At 73.2% G+C, this 15,960-nt stretch carries 10 protein-coding genes and 1 pseudogene; 5 read left to right on the top strand and 6 right to left on the bottom strand.

Annotated elements, in window-relative coordinates; translation table 11 throughout:
* Nucleotides 1-64 precede the first annotated feature (64 nt).
* A pseudogene (gene hutI, locus F9B16_RS03755) lies at nt 65-1,278 on the bottom strand (imidazolonepropionase).
* A 572-nt stretch (nt 1,279-1,850) separates the two neighbouring features.
* Complete coding sequence (hflX, locus tag F9B16_RS03750; protein ID WP_404800475.1) at nt 1,851-3,296, bottom strand: GTPase HflX; 1,446 nt, start codon at nt 3,294-3,296, stop codon at nt 1,851-1,853.
* 234 nt (nt 3,297-3,530) lie between these two features.
* On the opposite strand from hflX, the gene aceB reads away from it, so the two are divergent.
* The 5 genes from aceB to F9B16_RS03725 all read left to right on the top strand — a co-directional run bounded on the left by aceB (nt 3,531) and on the right by F9B16_RS03725 (nt 10,005).
* A complete protein-coding gene (gene aceB / locus F9B16_RS03745; RefSeq protein ID WP_151538389.1) occupies nt 3,531-5,138 on the top strand; it encodes a malate synthase A in 1,608 nt (535 codons plus the stop codon).
* 80 nt (nt 5,139-5,218) lie between these two features.
* Nucleotides 5,219-6,667, top strand: coding sequence for an FAD-linked oxidase C-terminal domain-containing protein (locus F9B16_RS03740; RefSeq protein WP_192808609.1), 1,449 nt, complete (start codon nt 5,219-5,221; stop codon nt 6,665-6,667).
* Nucleotides 6,667-7,872 carry an FAD-binding oxidoreductase gene (locus F9B16_RS03735; protein WP_151538387.1) on the top strand — a complete coding sequence of 402 codons (1,206 nt, stop codon included), beginning with the start codon at nt 6,667-6,669 and terminating at the stop codon, nt 7,870-7,872. Before F9B16_RS03740 ends, F9B16_RS03735 begins: the two co-directional genes overlap by 1 nt.
* Nucleotides 7,873-9,159: a (Fe-S)-binding protein gene (locus F9B16_RS03730; RefSeq protein WP_151538386.1), complete on the top strand. Its 1,287-nt coding sequence runs from the start codon at nt 7,873-7,875 to the stop codon at nt 9,157-9,159.
* A gap of 141 nt (nt 9,160-9,300) precedes the next feature.
* On the top strand, nt 9,301-10,005 hold the full coding sequence (locus F9B16_RS03725; RefSeq protein ID WP_151538385.1) for a hypothetical protein: 705 nt from the start codon (nt 9,301-9,303) through the stop codon (nt 10,003-10,005).
* Between the two features lie 13 nt (nt 10,006-10,018).
* Here F9B16_RS03725 and F9B16_RS03720 read toward each other — a convergent pair whose 3' ends face one another.
* The 4 genes from F9B16_RS03720 to F9B16_RS03705 are packed head-to-tail and all read right to left on the bottom strand — an operon-like array spanning nt 10,019 to nt 15,643.
* The gene (locus F9B16_RS03720) at nt 10,019-11,701 is read right to left on the bottom strand and encodes an ABC transporter family substrate-binding protein (RefSeq protein ID WP_225991326.1); all 1,683 of its coding nucleotides are present in this window, start codon (nt 11,699-11,701) and stop codon (nt 10,019-10,021) included.
* Complete coding sequence (locus F9B16_RS03715; RefSeq protein ID WP_151538383.1) at nt 11,698-13,743, bottom strand: dipeptide ABC transporter ATP-binding protein; 2,046 nt, start codon at nt 13,741-13,743, stop codon at nt 11,698-11,700. Before F9B16_RS03715 ends, F9B16_RS03720 begins: the two co-directional genes overlap by 4 nt.
* Nucleotides 13,740-14,645 carry an ABC transporter permease gene (locus F9B16_RS03710; RefSeq protein WP_225991325.1) on the bottom strand — a complete coding sequence of 302 codons (906 nt, stop codon included), beginning with the start codon at nt 14,643-14,645 and terminating at the stop codon, nt 13,740-13,742. The genes F9B16_RS03715 and F9B16_RS03710 overlap by 4 nt, the downstream gene beginning before the upstream one ends.
* On the bottom strand, nt 14,642-15,643 hold the full coding sequence (locus tag F9B16_RS03705; protein WP_151538382.1) for an ABC transporter permease: 1,002 nt from the start codon (nt 15,641-15,643) through the stop codon (nt 14,642-14,644). The genes F9B16_RS03710 and F9B16_RS03705 overlap by 4 nt, the downstream gene beginning before the upstream one ends.
* Nucleotides 15,644-15,960 lie beyond the last annotated feature (317 nt).

Below are 15,960 nucleotides of genomic sequence, written 5' to 3'. Positions count from 1 at the left end.
CATTACCCCCCGATCTCCACTCGGGGATGTCCGCGACATATCGGCGTGTAAAGAAGACGCCCCGTCAGGGCTGGACCGGGACGCCGCCGCGCCACACGCGCAGCGCGCGCAGGCCGAACGCCCATGCGAACGCGCCTTCGTGGTCGGCGTCCCACAGCACGATGTCGGCGAGCATGCCCGGGGCGAGGGAGCCGCGGTCGCCGACGCGCAGGGCGGCGGCCCCGCCGAGGGTGGCGGCGCGCAGCGCCTCGGTGACGCTCAGCCCGAACATGGCCACGGACAGGCCGATGACCAGCGGCATCGACGTGATGCCGCACTGGCCGGGGTTGTGGTCGGTGCCGAGCGCGACGGTGACGCCGCGGTCGAGCATCTGCCGGACGGGTGCCGGGGCGCGGCTGCTGTTGAGGGCGCTGCCGGGGCAGACGGTGGCGGTGACGCCGGCGTGCGCGAGGGCCTTGATGTCGTCGTCGTTGGCCTGGGTGAGCAGGTCGGCGGACGCGCAGCCGACCTCGGCGGCGACCTGCGCGGCGCCGATGCGCTCGTTGGCGCAGGCGTGCATGCGGGCCTTCAGCCCGGCGCGCTTGCCGGTGAGCAGCAGGGCGCGGGCCTCTTCGGCGGTGAAGTGGCCTTCGTCGCAGTAGACGTCGATGGAGTCGGCGCCGGCCACGGCGGCGTCGCCGGCCCACAGGCGGACGGCCTCGATGTAGTCGCGGCGGCGGCCGAAGAACTCCGGCGGGAGGATGTGGGCGGCGAGGAACGTCGCGTGGATGCGCGGCATGGACGGCTCGCCCTCCAGCGAGCGCAGCATCCGGATGTCGGCGAGCTCGCCGTCGCGGGTGAGGTGGTAGCCGGTCTTGGCCTCGACGGTGGTGGTGCCTGCGAGGATCCACTGGCGGAGCCGCTCGCGGACGCCGTTGCACAGCGTCCAGGGGTCGGTGCCGCGGGTCACGGTGACGGTGGAGTTGACGCCGCCGCCGCCGCCGCGATGGCGGAGTGCGAGGAGCCGCTGGTGCGCATCGCGAGCTCGGCCCAGCGGTTGCCCGCGTAGACGGGGTGGGAGTGGGCGTCGATGAGGCCGGGCGTGACGAGGCCGCCGCCGAGGTTCTCCACGTGGTCGACGTCGACGATGTCGTCGATGATCCCGGGGACGCTCTGCGGGAGGTCCGAGGCGGGGCCGGCCCACACGATGCGGTCGTCGTGGATCAGCACGGCGGCGTTGCTGCAGACGTCGGTGCCCGTCCAGAGCCTGCCGATGTTCGTCAACAGCCGTACCGTCATAGGGTCACCGACCTGCTTGGGACGACGCGCCGCGCGGCGCGGTACCGGACGCTGTGTGGGAGAGGAGCAGGGAGGGATGGAGCGGGCCGCCTGCGCGCCGTCCGGTGTTCGCACCTGCCATCGATGGGGCCACCTGCTCTCGATCCGAAACGCCGACTGGGTGCCGGCGATTCACCGTTGGAGGGCCGGGTGATCGGGCGACCACCACTGGCAACGAGACCGGAGATATCGGTTTCGTCACGGTAGTGCACTGAAGGCCCGGCCGACAAGCTCTGCGCGGCGCCGGCCGGCCGGCCCGGCACGGCCCGCACGCCCGTCCGCGCACTCCGTGGTGTGCGTTCGCAGCCCATCGACAGCCATCACCCGCCCCCTAGCCCTTCGACCGTACGGATTTCAACCGAACCGTCAAGCCGATTGGGGAAGCTGTCACCGTTCGGCGACCAGGATCCGCCCGGGACCGGTATTCGGACGGGCTCGGACCGTCCTTTTCGGACGGCCCGAGCCCGGGCGATCGTGCTGTCCGGCCGCCCGCGGTGGGCGCGGCGCGGATCGCGGTCCGGAGACCGGGACGGTCAGACGATCTGTGCCGCGACCTCGTACCGGGCCAGCTCGCCGGCGACGTCCTCGGGGACGCGCGCGTGCAGCAGCGTGCCCTCGGCGACGTGCTCCTGCTTGAGCACCTCGCCGCGGTCGTGTACCCGCGCGACCAGGTCGCCGCGCTCGTACGGGACGAGCGCGCGCAGCTCGGCGTCCAGGCCGGGCAGGTCGGCCTCGATGGCCTCCCGCAGGTCCTCGATGCCGAACCCGGTGCGGGCGGAGACGACGACGCTGTGCGGCTCGCGCCGCTGCAGGCGGGCGATCGCCAGGTCGTCGGCCGCGTCCGCCTTGTTGATGACGACGATCTCCGGGATCGCGTCGGCGCCGATCTCGCGGAGCACCTCGCGGACGGCGTCGATCTGCGCCTCGGGGTCGGCGTCGGAGCCGTCCACGACGTGCAGGATCAGCCCGGCGTCGGTGACCTCCTCCAGCGTCGAGCGGAACGCCTCGACGAGCTGGTGCGGCAGGTGCCGGACGAACCCGACGGTGTCGGCGAGGGTGTAGGCGCGGCCGCCGGGCGTCTCGGCGCGCCGGACGGTGGGGTCGAGGGTGGCGAACAGCGCGTTCTCCACCAGCACCCCGGCGCCGGTGAGCGCGTTGAGCAGGGACGACTTGCCGGCGTTGGTGTAGCCGGCGATGGCGACGGCGGGCACCTCGTTGCGGCGCCGCTCGCCGCGCTTGGTGTCGCGGGCCTTGGACATCTCGGCGATCTGCCGGCGCAGCTTGGCCATCCGGGTGCGGATCCGCCGCCGGTCCAGCTCGATCTTGGTCTCGCCGGGGCCGCGGCCGCCGATGCCGACGCCGCCGGCGGCGCGCCCGCCGACCTGCCGGGACAGGTTGCCGCCCCAGCCGCGCAGGCGCGGCAGCAGGTAGTTGAGCTGCGCGAGCTCGACCTGCGCCTTGCCCTCGCGACTCTTGGCGTGCTGGGCGAAGATGTCGAGGATCAGCGCGGTCCGGTCGATGACCTTGACCTGGACGGTCTCCTCCAGGTGCCGCAGCTGGCTCGGGGCCAGCTCGCCGTCGCAGATGACGGTGTCGGCGCCGGTGGAGATGACGACGTCGCGCAGCTCGGCGGCCTTGCCGGAGCCGATGTAGGTGGCCGGGTCGGGCCGGGACCGGCGCTGGACGAGCCCCTCGAGCACCTGGGAGCCCGCGGTCTCGGCGAGCAGCGCCAGCTCGCGCAGGGAGTTCTCGGCGTCGGCCGCGGTGCCCTCGGTCCACACGCCGACGAGGACGACCCGCTCCAGCCGCAGGGCGCGGTACTCGACCTCGGTGACGTCGGTGAGCTCGGTGGACAGTCCCGCGACGCGGCGCAGTGCCCGCCGGTCCTCGAGGTCGAGCTCGCCGGTCATGGGCTCGGCGTCGGTCTCGTCGTAGGTCCGGTCCTCGTGGGTCTGGTCTGCAGAGAAAGGAAGAGTCATATGTCCTCGGTAGAACGCCGCGGCGCGGCCGTATCTTCCCCGGGATCGTCTCACGGGCCGTCGTCGCGGGTCACGTGGTTATAGGGACGCCAAGACAGGTGCGTACCCGCCGCGCGCGCGGGGAGGTCAACGGCACGGCGGGCGGGCGGCCCCGCTTTGACCGGGCTCTGTACCGCCGAGTAGCGTTACTCCATAAGACAGAAGTGGAATTTCACCAGACGAAAGGGCGAGCAGATGGCCGAACTGGAAGGTGTCGAGGTCGCCGGACCTCTCGGGGAGCGGTACGAGGAGATCCTGACGCCCGAGGCGCTCGGCCTGCTCGCCGCCCTGCAGCGCGAGCTGGGCGGGCGCCGCAAAGAGCTGCTGGCGGCCCGCGCGGAGCGCCAGCGCAAGCTGTCGGAGGGCGGGACGCTCGACTTCCTGCCCGAGACCGCGTCCGTCCGCGCGGACGAGACCTGGCGGGTCGCCGACCCGGCGCCGGGCCTGGAGGACCGCCGCGTCGAGATCACCGGCCCGACCGACCGGAAGATGACCATCAACGCGCTGAACTCGGGCGCGAAGGTGTGGCTGGCGGACTTCGAGGACGCCAACACCCCGCTGTGGAACAACATGATCGAGGGGCAGCTGAACCTGCGCGACGCCCTCGACCGCACCATCGACTTCACCGACGCCAAGTCCGGCAAGTCCTACGCGCTCAAGGACGACGCCGAGCTGGCCACCATCGTCGTGCGCCCCCGCGGCTGGCACATGGAGGAGAAGCACCTCCTCGTCGACGGCGAGCCGATGTCGGGGTCGCTGTTCGACTTCGGGCTGTACTTCTTCCACAGCGCCCGCCGGCAGCTGGACAAGGGCAAGGGCCCCTACTTCTACCTGCCGAAGATGGAGAGCCACCTGGAGGCGCGGCTCTGGAACGACGCCTTCAACCTCGCCCAGGACGCCCTGGAGATCCCGCGCGGCACGATCCGCGCGACCGTGCTGATCGAGACGATCCCGGCCGCGTTCGAGATGGAGGAGATCCTCTACGAGCTGCGCGACCACTCCGCCGGCCTGAACGCCGGCCGCTGGGACTACCTGTTCTCGGTGATCAAGAAGTTCCGCGACCGCGGCGCCGACTTCGTGCTGCCCGAGCGCAACGCGATCACCATGACCGCGCCGTTCATGCGCGCCTACACCGAGCTGCTCGTCCGCACCTGCCACAAGCGCGGCGCGCACGCGATCGGCGGCATGGCCGCGTTCATCCCGTCCCGCAAGGACGAGGAGGTCAACAAGGTCGCGCTGGAGAAGGTCCGGGCCGACAAGACCCGCGAGTCCGGCGACGGCTTCGACGGCTCCTGGGTCGCCCACCCCGACCTCGTCCCGGTCTGCCGCGAGGTCTTCGACGGCGTGCTGGGCGACAAGCCGAACCAGCGCGACCGGCTCCGCGAGGACGTCAGCGTCTCCGCCGCCGACCTGCTCAACGTCAAGGCCACCCCCGGCGACATCACCGAGGCGGGCCTGCGGGGCAACGTCGACGTCGCGCTGCGCTACCTCGCCACCTGGCTGAACGGCTCCGGCGCCGTCGCCATCCACAACCTCATGGAGGACGCCGCCACCGCGGAGATCTCCCGCTCGCAGGTGTGGCAGTGGATCTACAACGGCGTCTCCACCGCCGAGGGCAAGAAGATCACCAAGGAGTGGGTCGAGCAGCTCCTGGACGAGGAGCTGGCCAAGATCCGCGCCGAGCTCGGCGACGCCTACAACGAGCCGCGCTACGCGCAGGCGGTGACCCTCTTCAAGGAGGTCACGCTCGCGGACGAGTACTCCGAGTTCCTCACCACCCCCGCCTACCAGCAGTTCCCGTGATCTGACGCGACGATCGGGCCGCCCGGGACCGGGCGGTCCGATCTTGCCGTTCGCGGGGGGCCGGGAGGATGGTGGAGGGGATGGAACCGCTACTGAAGGCGCTGGGCCCGCGCCTGGACGCGCTGCTCGGGCCCGACCGGGTGATCACCGACCCGGTGCGGCTGCGCACCTACGAGTGCGACGGCCTCACCAACCACCGGTCGACGCCCGGCATCGTCGTGCTGCCCGACACCGCCGAGGAGATCGCGGCGATCGTGCGCGCGTGCGCGGACGCGGGCGTCCCCTACGTGGCGCGCGGGTCCGGGACGGGCCTGTCCGGCGGGGCGCTCCCCCGCGCGGACGGGGTGCTGATCGTCACGTCCCGGATGCGGCGGATCCTGGAGATCGACGTCCCGGGGCAGCGGGCCGTGGTCGAGCCCGGCGTGATCAACCTGGACGTGACGCGGGCCGTCCGCCCGTACGGGTACTACTTCGCGCCCGACCCGTCCAGCCAGCAGATCTGCTCGGTCGGCGGGAACGTGGCGGAGAACTCCGGCGGCGCGCACTGCCTGAAGTACGGGTTCACCGCCCACCACGTGCTCGCGTGCGAGGTCGTCACGCCGGACGGCGAGCTGGTGGAGCTGGCGGCGGACGGCCCCGGCTACGACCTGCTCGGCGTGTTCGTCGGGGCGGAGGGCACGCTCGGCATCACCACCAAGATCACGGTGCGGCTGACGCGGGTGCCGGAGACCGTGCAGACGCTGCTCGCGGCGTTCGACTCGATCGAGGCGGGCGGCACGGCGGTGTCGGCGATCATCGGCGCGGGGATGGTGCCGGCGGCGATCGAGATGATGGACGCGCTGTCGATCGAGGCGGCGGAGGCGGCGGTGCGCTGCGAGTACCCGCCGGGCGCGGGCGCGGTGCTGATCGTGGAGCTGGACGGCCCGGACGCGGAGGTCGCCGCGCAGTTCGCCGAGGTGGAGCGGCTGTGCCGGGACGCGGGCGCGTTCGAGATCCGGATCGCGGCGGACGACGCGGAGCGCGCGCTGATCTGGACGGGGCGCAAGTCGGCGTTCGCGGCGGTCGGCCGGATCAGCCCCGCCTACATCGTGCAGGACGGCGTCATCCCGCGAACCGCGCTGCCGAAGGTGCTGGCGCGGATCGACGCGCTGTCGGCCGAGTCGGGCGTGCGGGTCGCGAACGTGTTCCACGCCGGGGACGGCAACCTGCATCCGCTGGTGCTGTTCGACGACGCCGAGCCGGGCGCCGCGGAGCGCGCCGAGGAGGTGTCGGGCGCGATCCTCGACCTGTGCATCGAGCACGGCGGGTCCATCACCGGCGAGCACGGCGTGGGCGTCGACAAGTCCCGCTACATGCCGCGGATGTTCACCGACACCGATCTGGACACGATGCAGATGGTCCGCTGCGGGTTCGATCCCGCGGGACTGTGCAACCCGGGGAAGGTCTTCCCCACGCCGCGGCTGTGCGGCGAGGTCCCGGGCGTGCGGAAGGGCCCGCACCCGTACGAGGGAAAGGCGGACATCTTCTGATGCGGCCGTTGGAGGCTCTGGCGAAGGTCTGCGACGACGTCCGCGCCGGCGAGCCCGAGGAGGGCGTGCTGGGCGTGCAGCCCGCGCTGGTGGCGGCGCCGTCGTCGGTCGCGGAGGCCGCGGAGGTGATGCGCGTCGCCGCCGAGCAGGGCCTGTCCGTGGTCCCGCGCGGCGCCGAGACGCGGCTGGACTGGGGGACGCCTCCGCGGGGCTGCGACCTGCTCGTGGACACCCACCGGCTGGACAGGCTGGTCGAGCACGCCTCCGGCGACCTCGTCGCCACCGCGGAGGCCGGCCTGCCGCTGGAGACGCTGGCCGGGCTGCTCGCGGAGAAGGGGCAGCGGCTGTCCCTGGACGTCCCGCTGCCCGGCTCCACGGTCGGCGGGACGATCGCCAGCGGGGCCGCCGGCCCGCTACGCACGCTGTTCGGGACGCCGCGCAACCTGGTCATCGGGCTCACGGTCGTCCGGGCCGACGGGAAGATCGCACGGTCCGGCGGAAAGGTCGTCAAGAACGTCGCGGGCTACGACCTGGGGCGGCTGTTCTCCGGCTCGTACGGGACGCTCGGGCTCATCGTGGAGGCGACGTTCCGCCTGCATCCGGTGCCGGCCGCGGCGGCGTGGGTCACGCGCCGGGTGAGCGGCCCGGAGGAGGCGCACGAGGCCGTCCAGGCCGTCCTGCACTCCCCCACTGCGCCGAGTGCTCTCGAGTACATCGGTCCTGGGACGGTCGCGGCGCTGCTGGAAGGCGTCCCGGACGGTGTCGCCGCGCGCGCTGGGCAGCTCGTCAAGCTCCTCGGCGGCGATGCCCGGGTCACCGAGGAGGCGCCGGACGGCTGGGGCCTTTACCCGGACGGCACCACCCTCATCGACGTGACCGCACCACCGCCGTCCCTCCGCGAACTCATCGGCCTTGTCGACGGCCTACAGCACGACGTGGCGATGACATGGAGCGGCAGCGGACACGGACAGATCGGTCTCCCCTCCGGGATGGCGGCCGAGGAAGTGGCCGCAACGCTCGGCGCACTACGCGACGTCCTAGGCCGCCACAAGGGCGGCGCCGTCGTCCGCTACGCGCCGCAGGATGTGCGCAGTGAAATCGATCCGTGGGGGCCGGTTCCGGCCCTCTCGTTGATGCGCCGGGTGAAGGACCAGTTCGATCCCGATCATCGGCTGTCCCCCGGCCGCTTCGTGGGAGGAATCTGAATGAGCGCCCAGGACGACCTCCCGAAACTCCTCGGGGACTGCGTGCACTGCGGTTTCTGCCTGCCGACGTGCCCCACCTACGTGCTGTGGGGCGAGGAGATGGACTCCCCGCGCGGACGCATCCACCTCATGCAGCAGCACGCCGAGGGCGCGCCCCTCAACGCGCCGATGGTGCAGCACTTCGACCAGTGCCTCGGATGCATGGCGTGCGTGACGGCGTGCCCGTCCGGCGTGCAGTACGACCGGCTCATCGAGACGACGCGGGCGGAGGTGGAACGCGAGCATCCCCGTTCGCTCAAGGAACGGGCCATACGCGAGGCGATCTTCCGCCTGTTCCCGTACAGGCGGCGTCTGCGCGCGCTCCGCGGACCGCTGCGTGCCTACCAGAAGTCGGGTCTGGACCGGCTGGTGCGGCGCAGCGGCGTCCTGGAACGCATCTCGCCGTCCGTCGCGGCGATGGAACGTCTCGCGCCGCCCCTTGGCAAGGCGCCGCGCCTGCCCGAGTTCGTCGCCGCGCGCGGCAAGCGCCGCGCGACGGTCGGGATGCTGACGGGCTGCGTCCAGGGCGAGTTCTTCCCCGGCGTCAACGCGGCCACCGCGCGCGTCCTCGCGCTAGAGGGCTGCGACGTGGTCATCCCCGGGAACCAGGGGTGCTGCGGCGCACTGTCGCTGCACTCCGGCCGCGAGGACGAGGCCCGCGCCTTCGCCCGCCGGACGGTCGAGACCTTCGAGTCCGCCGACGTCATCGTGGTGAACTCCGCGGGCTGCGGCTCGGCGATGAAGGAGTACCGGGCGCTGCTCGCCGACGACCCGGCGTGGGCCGCCCGAGCCGAGGCGCTGTCGGCCAAGACCAGGGACCTCGCCGAGTTCCTCGTGGAACTCGGGCCCCGCGCGGAACGTCGGCCACTTCCGGTCACGCTCGCCTACCACGACGCGTGCCATCTGTCCCATGCGCAGGGCGTCCGCGCCCAGCCGCGGGCCCTGCTGGGCGGCATCCCGGAGCTGACCGTCATGGAGATAGCCGAACCGGACCTCTGCTGCGGATCCGCCGGCACCTACAATCTCCTCCAGCCGGAGGCCGCCTCCGCATTGGGCGACCGCAAGGCGGTGAACGTGGACGCCACCGGAGCCGAACTACTCGTCGCCGCCAACCCCGGCTGCTCCATGCAGATCGCCACAGCGCTGCAACGCCGCGGCGCGCACATCGCGGTCGCGCACACCGCGCAGGTGCTCGACGCCTCGCTGCGCGGGCTCGGCCGTGACGCCCTTGTCGGACGCACTTCGTAAGGTCCTGACCAGGTGGTTCCGCCGCTTCCCCGGCCGGGGAGGCCCGGCCGCCACGGTTCCGGCCGTCCTGTATCGTGACTGGCCCCTGCAGGCAGGACGCGCTTACTGGGCAGGAAACGGGCCCGAGGGAGCACGAGGAACGTGTCGAACAGCTACCACTCACACCGCCGAAGAAGGAAGAGCGGCGCGGGCCGGCTCGGCCTCGCCGGCGCCCTCACGGGCGTCGTGGGCATCGCCGCCGTCGCCGCCGGGATCGTCTACTTCCGGCCGTCCGGCGACGCGGGCGGCACCGGCCGGCCGTCGCTCGCCAGCCAGGGCGAGACCGGGTCGCAGAGCGCCGCCCCGCTGCCGAAGACCGGGCCGCCCGTCAACTTCACCACCCCCGAGGGCTACGGCTACAGCCTCGCCGCCGTGAAGGCCGGGACGGACCGGCAGCCGCTCGGCGCGACCGAGGCGCCGCCGTCCGGCACGACGTACGCCTACGCCGACTACGTCCTCACCAACAGCCAGCGCAGGCCCGTCCTGCTGGACTTCCCGGCGGACCTGTTCATGCCGAAGTCGCAGGTCCCGGCGGACGCGCAGGGCCGCTGCATGCCGCAGCCGGGCATCCCCGACGACCTGTGCACCCTGCCCAACCACAGCAAGATCACCGCCCGGCTCGGCGGGTCGAAGGCGCCGGTCAACGACGACGGCGACCAGATGATGCCCGCGGGCGCCTCCTACCTGGTGCGGATCGCGACGGACCTGCCGGTCAAGGACGCGCTGTCCGCCGGCGACCTGAAGATGTACGTGTGGAACGCCCGCTACACCAGCGACCGCAAGGGCGTCGAGATCGGCTTCCCCTAGCCGGGCGCCGCGCTCACCCCGGGCTCGTGAAGCCGATGTCCTGGTAGCCGGGCTCGTAGAAGCCGCGGGCGCCCATGTTGGCCAGGTCGGCGCGCACCGCGACGAGCTGGGGACGCTGGTACAGGGGCAGGACGGTGGCCTGCTGCCAGACCAGCCGATCCGCCTCGTTCACAAGGACGTGAATCCTCGCAGGATCGACCTCCGCGATCGCGCGGTCCATGGCCGCGTCGATGGCGGCCGTTCCCGTGCGCGAATAGTTCTGCTGGACGCGGTCCCCGTGCGGCCGCGCGAAGACCGCTTTCATGGGCGACACGGGGAACGACGTGCCCAGCCAGGAGAACGGGACGATGTCGAAGTTCCCGGGGGTGACGTAGTGGTCGAACACGTCGTCGGCGGGGACGGCGTCGATGTCCACCCGGACGCCTATGCGCCGCAGTAGCGCGCGCGTGAGCTCCCCTTCCTGCTCGCTGATCGGGACGCCGGAGGGGATGACGAACCGCAGCGCGAGCGTCCGGCCGCCCTTCGCGCGGTACCGGCCGTGCCGGGTCCAGCCGGCCTGGTCGAGGAGCCGCCGCGCGGCCGCCGGGTCGTAGCCGCCCAGGTCCCCCGAGTCGTCCTGGTAGCCGTCCTGGGTGTTGACGTAGAAGTGGTTGCCGAGCGTCTGGATCGGCACGCCCAGCCCGGACAGGTCGGAGCGGGCGATGGCGCGGCGGTCGATGCCGAGCATGACGGCGCGCCGGACCCGCGGGTCGGACAGGATCGGCCCGGCGGCGTTGAACGTGAAGTGCCGCCAGTCGGGGCCGCCGGCCCTGCGCACGACCGCCCCGGGGACGGACTCGGCGCGGCGCAGGGCGCCCGCGTCCATGCCGACGTCCATCAGGTCGATCTCGTTGGCGGCGAACGCGCCGGGCATCGCGCTGGTGTCCATCGCCCGGTAGACGATCCGGTCGAGCTTGGCGGGCGGGCCCCACCAGCCTGAATCGCGGACCATCGTGACGGTCTCGGCCGTCTGGTCGATCCTCTCGAGACGGAACGGGCCCGCGGTGACCGGCATGCGGTCGATCCAGCCCGTGTTGAACGCGGCGGGCGTCGAGTAGGCCACCGCCGGATAGAGGGGGCTGAACAGGCTCCGCCAGTCCGCGTACGTCCCCGCGAAGGTCACCTTGACGGTGTGGGGGTCCGCGCCTTGCTCGATGCGCTGGATCTCCTTGTATCCGGTGATGGTGGAGACCTCGTAGCCGGGGTCGCGGCCGGACAGCGCGCGCGCCTGCGCGGCGAAGTCGCGATAGCTGAGGGGCCGGCCGTCGGACCAGTGCGCGTCGGGGTTGAGCCGGTAGGTGACGACCTGGCCGCGACCGCTGCGCCGCAGTTCCGCCGAGCGGAGGTACTCGGGCACGGGGTGCGGGACGGCCTTCTCGTCGGCGCGCATGAGGTGGGGCAGCGCGCCCTGGATCACCTGCTCGACCGAGCCTTTCGTCCCGTTGACATCGTTGAAGTTCCACTGCGACGGGAACTCGGGGAGCGGCCAGCGGAGCGTGCCGCCGTTGCGGACGTGGTCGCGCGGCGTCGGGTTGACGTCCGACGCGGGCAGCCCGCCGGCCGCGCGGGTCGTCGCCTCTCCGGGGCCCGGTCCGCCGCATCCGGCGGCGACCGCGGTCGCGGCGGCGAGCAGAAGGGCGCCCAAGGGGCGTTTCACGAACCGGCTCCGGCTTCGGCGAGGGGGTGATGGCAGGCGGCCCATTGATCGCTTTCTCGGTCGGTGCTCATAGGGCGGGGCATGGGGTCGTGCTCTTCGCATCGGCGGGCGTCCACCGCGCCCAAGGCCGCGTAACGGGGGCAGCGCGACCGGAAACGGCAGCCCGCGGGCGGAGCCGTGGGGTCGGGGAGGTCTCCCCTCAGCGGGACGCGACGTCGGCGGCGCTCCAGACGGGGATCCGGTAGCGGCACCGCGTCCAGCAGCGCGCGCGTGTACGGGTGGGCGGGCCGTCCGTACACCTCGTCCACGGAACCGATCTCCACAATGCGTCCCATGTACATGACGGCGACGCGGTCGGCGATGCGGTGTACGACCGCCAGATCGTGCGCCACGAACAGGTACGCGATGCCGAGGCGGTTGCGCAGGCCTTCGAGCAGGTCCATGACGCCCGCCTGGACCGACACGTCCAGCGCCGCGACGGGCTCGTCCAGCAGCAGGAGCCGCGGCTCCAGCGCGAGCGCCCGCGCGATGCCGACGCGCTGCCGCTGCCCGCCGGACAGCCCGTGCGGGTACCGCCCGGCATGGGCCGGCTCCAGCCCCACCAGGTCGAGCAGCTCCCGGACGCGCCCGCGCGGTGCCCGCAGGCCGTGCGCCGCGAACGGCTCGGCGATGATGTCGGCGACGCGCATCCGGGGATCGAGGGACGTGAACGGGTCCTGGAAGACGACCTGGACGTCGCGTCGCAGCGCCTTGCGGCGCGCCGGGCGCAGCGCGGCGGTGTCCTGCCCGAGCACGGCGACGCTTCCGCGCTGCGGGCGCGCCAGCCGCAGGATCTCCATCAGCGCCGTCGTCTTGCCGCAGCCCGACTCCCCCACGAGCGCGAGCGTCTCGGCCTCCCGGACGTCGAACCCGATGCCGTCCACAGCGTGGACGGTGCCCGCGCGCCGCCTGAGCAGCGTCCCCCGGTACAGCGGATGGTGGCGGACCAGGCCGTCCACCTCCAGGACGACGGGCCGCTCGCGCCGGGGCGGGCGCGCGGGCCGCGGCACGGCGTCGGGCAGCGGGAACACCGCGTCCGGGTCGGCGGTCGCCTCGGTGTTGACGCACGCGGCCGTGTGCCCGGACGGCCCGACCAGGACCGGCTCCGGGTCCCGGCCGCCGCACGCGTCCACCGCGACGGGGCAGCGCGGCCGGAAGGCGCACCCGCCGCCCGCCGCCGGCGCCTCGGGCGAGGCCCCGTCGACCGGCGCCGGGCGGGCGGCCCCGGCCGCGCCCATCCGCGGCAGCGACTGCAGCAGCCCGATCGTGTACGGCATCCGCGGGCGCCGGTACACCTCCTCCACCGGCCCCGACTCCACCGCCCGGCCCGCGTGCATCACCATGATCCGGTCGGCGAACCCGGCGACGACGCCGAGGTCGTGGGTGATCAGCACGATCGCGGCGCCGGTGGCCTCCTTCGCGGCCTTCAGCACGTCCAGGACCTGCGCCTGCACGGTCACGTCCAGCGCCGTCGTCGGCTCGTCCGCGACGATCGCGACCGGGTCGTTGGCGATCGCCATCGCGATCATCACGCGCTGCCGCATCCCGCCGGAGAACTCGTGCGGGCAGGCGCGGGCCCGCCGCGCGGCGCCGGGGATCCCGACGAGGTCGAGCAGCTCCACGGCCCGGGCCCGCGCCGCCGGCCACGTCGCGCCCGAGTGGATGCGGACCGCCTCCGCGATCTGGTCGCCGACCGGGTGGACGGGCGTCAGCGCGGACAGCGGGTCCTGGAACACCATCGCCAGGTCCCTGCCGCGGATCCGGGACAGCTCGGCGTCGGACCGTCCGACCAGCTCCTCGCCGCGCAGCCGGACCGAGCCCGTGACGCGCGCGTCCGGCGGCAGCAGCCCCACCATCGCCAGCGCCAGCGCCGTCTTGCCCGACCCGGACTCGCCGACGACGCCGAGGACCTCGCCCGCGCCGACGTCGAAGCCCACCCCGCGGACGGCGGGCACGCCCGGTGCGTACCGGACCGTCAGGTCCCGCACCACGAGGAGCGTCACCGGTCCCCCCGCCGCGGGCCGGCCTCCGGGTCCAGGACGTCGCGCAGCCCGTCCCCGAGCAGGTTCACCGCCAGGACGATCAGCACGAGCATCGCCGCGGCCGCCGCGAACGGCCACGGGCAGGCGGGCGCGGCGCCCTGCCCCGCGGCGACCAGCGTGCCGAGCGAGACGTCCGGCGGCCGCACGCCGAAGCCGAGGTAGGACAGCCCGCTCTCGGCGACGACCGCGACGCTGACGTTCACGCTCGCGTCCACGACCAGCAGCGACGCCAGCTGCGGCAGCACGTGCCGGACGATCACCCGCGCCGGGCCCGCGCCGAGGAACCGGGCGGCGAGCACGTACTCGCGCTCGCGCAGCGAGACCGTCATGGCCCGCACCGACCGCGCGCCGACCATCCACAGCACCGCCGCGAGCAGCGGCACCAGCGCCCCGCCGCCGAGCAGCGGCGCCAGCACGGCGACGAGCAGGAACGACGGCACGACGAGCAGCAGGTCGGTGCCCCACATCAGGATCCGGTCGAGCCGGCCGCCGGCGAACCCGGCGACGGTGCCGACCAGCCCCGCCAGCCCGGTCGACAGCACGGCCACGGACAGGCCGATGACCAGCGACCGGCGGGTCCCGCGCAGGGTGAGGGCGAGGACGTCGCGGCCGCTCTGCGTGGTGCCGAGCCAGTGCCGCGCGGACGGCCCCTGCCGGAACGCGGTGAAGTCGGTGTCGTCCCAGCCCCAGCGGGACAGCAGCGGCCCGGCGAACGCGACCGCGAACAGGGCCGCGAGCAGGACGAGTCCCGCGACGGCCCGCCTGCTGCGCGCGATGCGGCGCGGCAGCCGGGGCGGGCCGGCGGGCGACGGCGTCCCGGCCGGTCGCCCGGGTGCCGTGCGGGCGGCGAGTCCGGTGGTCACGCGGCGGCCCCGGACCGGACGCGCGGGTCGAGGACGCCGTGCAGGACGTCCGACGCCAGCCCCGCGGCCAGGACCCCGCACGCCGCGAGGCAGCTGATCGCCGCGACCACGTTGACGTCGCCGCGCGAGACCGCCTCGACCAGCCATTCGCCCATGCCGTGCCAGCCGAAGGCCTGCTCGCAGAACATGCCGCCCAGGACGAGGAACCCGAACGAGTAGGCGAAGTAGGTCGTCATCGGTATCAGCGCGGTCCGCAGGCCGTGCCGCAGCAGGGCCGTGCGGTGCCGCAGCCCTTTCGCCCTCGCCGTCCGCACGAAATCGGCGTGCAGGACGTCCAGCATCAGGCCGCGCTGGTAGCGGCTGTAGAAGGCGATCTGCGTCATGGCGATGGTGACGGTCGGAAGGAACAGGTGGCGTGCGCGGTCCGCCAGTCCGCCGAGCGCGCCGAACGGTCCGTAGGCCGCTCCCGGACTGGTCTCCCCCACCCAGGCGAACAGGTGCATCCCCATCGCGTCGTTGGCCTTGGCCGCGACGATCTGCAGCAGCACGGCCAGCACGAACACCGGCACGGCCAGTAGCAGGTACGAGCCGAACGTGATGAACCGGTCCGCCGCACGTCCTTGCCGTATCGCGGCGTAGGCGCCGAGCAGGATCCCTAGGGCCGACCCCAGCACCGCGCCCGGAGACATCAGCCGCACGCTCACTCCCAGCCGCCGCCACAGTTCCGCGTTGACGGGCCGCCCTTCCCACGTGCGGCCGAAGTCGCCGTGCAGGACGCCCGCGGCCCAGGTGCCGTACCGCACGGCCAGTGCCGTGCGGTCGTTCAGGTTGAGGCGGGTGAGGCGCGCGTCCACGACCGACTCGGGCGGGCGGGGCGCGCGGTCGTCGAAGTTGGACCGCGGGTCGAGCGCGACGGCGGCGAGCAGGTAGGCCAGGCTCGTGGCCGCCACGGCGAGCACCGCGTAGTTCGCGAGCCGCCGCAGCAGGAACGCCGCCATGTCCCTCCTCCCGCCGCACGCGCCGATCACACACTGTCATGGATCGATCACGCGAAGCGTGGGAGAAACGCCGACGGTTCCCGTTTCCGTTACCGGACGCCGCCGCGGGCGCCGGCGCGGAGCCGCCCCCTCGCGCCCGTGACCGTCCGGAGTGTCCTGAGCTGGGACATCTGTTCCCTGTGCCGGGTTCCGCGGCTACCATCACGGCACGCGCGCCCCCGCCGCGCGGCGCGCCGGACCCGCTGTCCTGAGGCGGACGCCGCCATCAGTGCAGGACGGTGCGCCGGACGTTTTAACATTCCATTACTTTTGATTCG

This window comes from Actinomadura montaniterrae (assembly GCF_008923365.1).
Classification (GTDB): Bacteria; Actinomycetota; Actinomycetes; order Streptosporangiales; family Streptosporangiaceae; genus Spirillospora; species Spirillospora montaniterrae.
The sequence above is the reverse complement of the archived record's forward strand: the minus strand, read 5'-3'. Positions and strand labels throughout refer to the sequence as shown.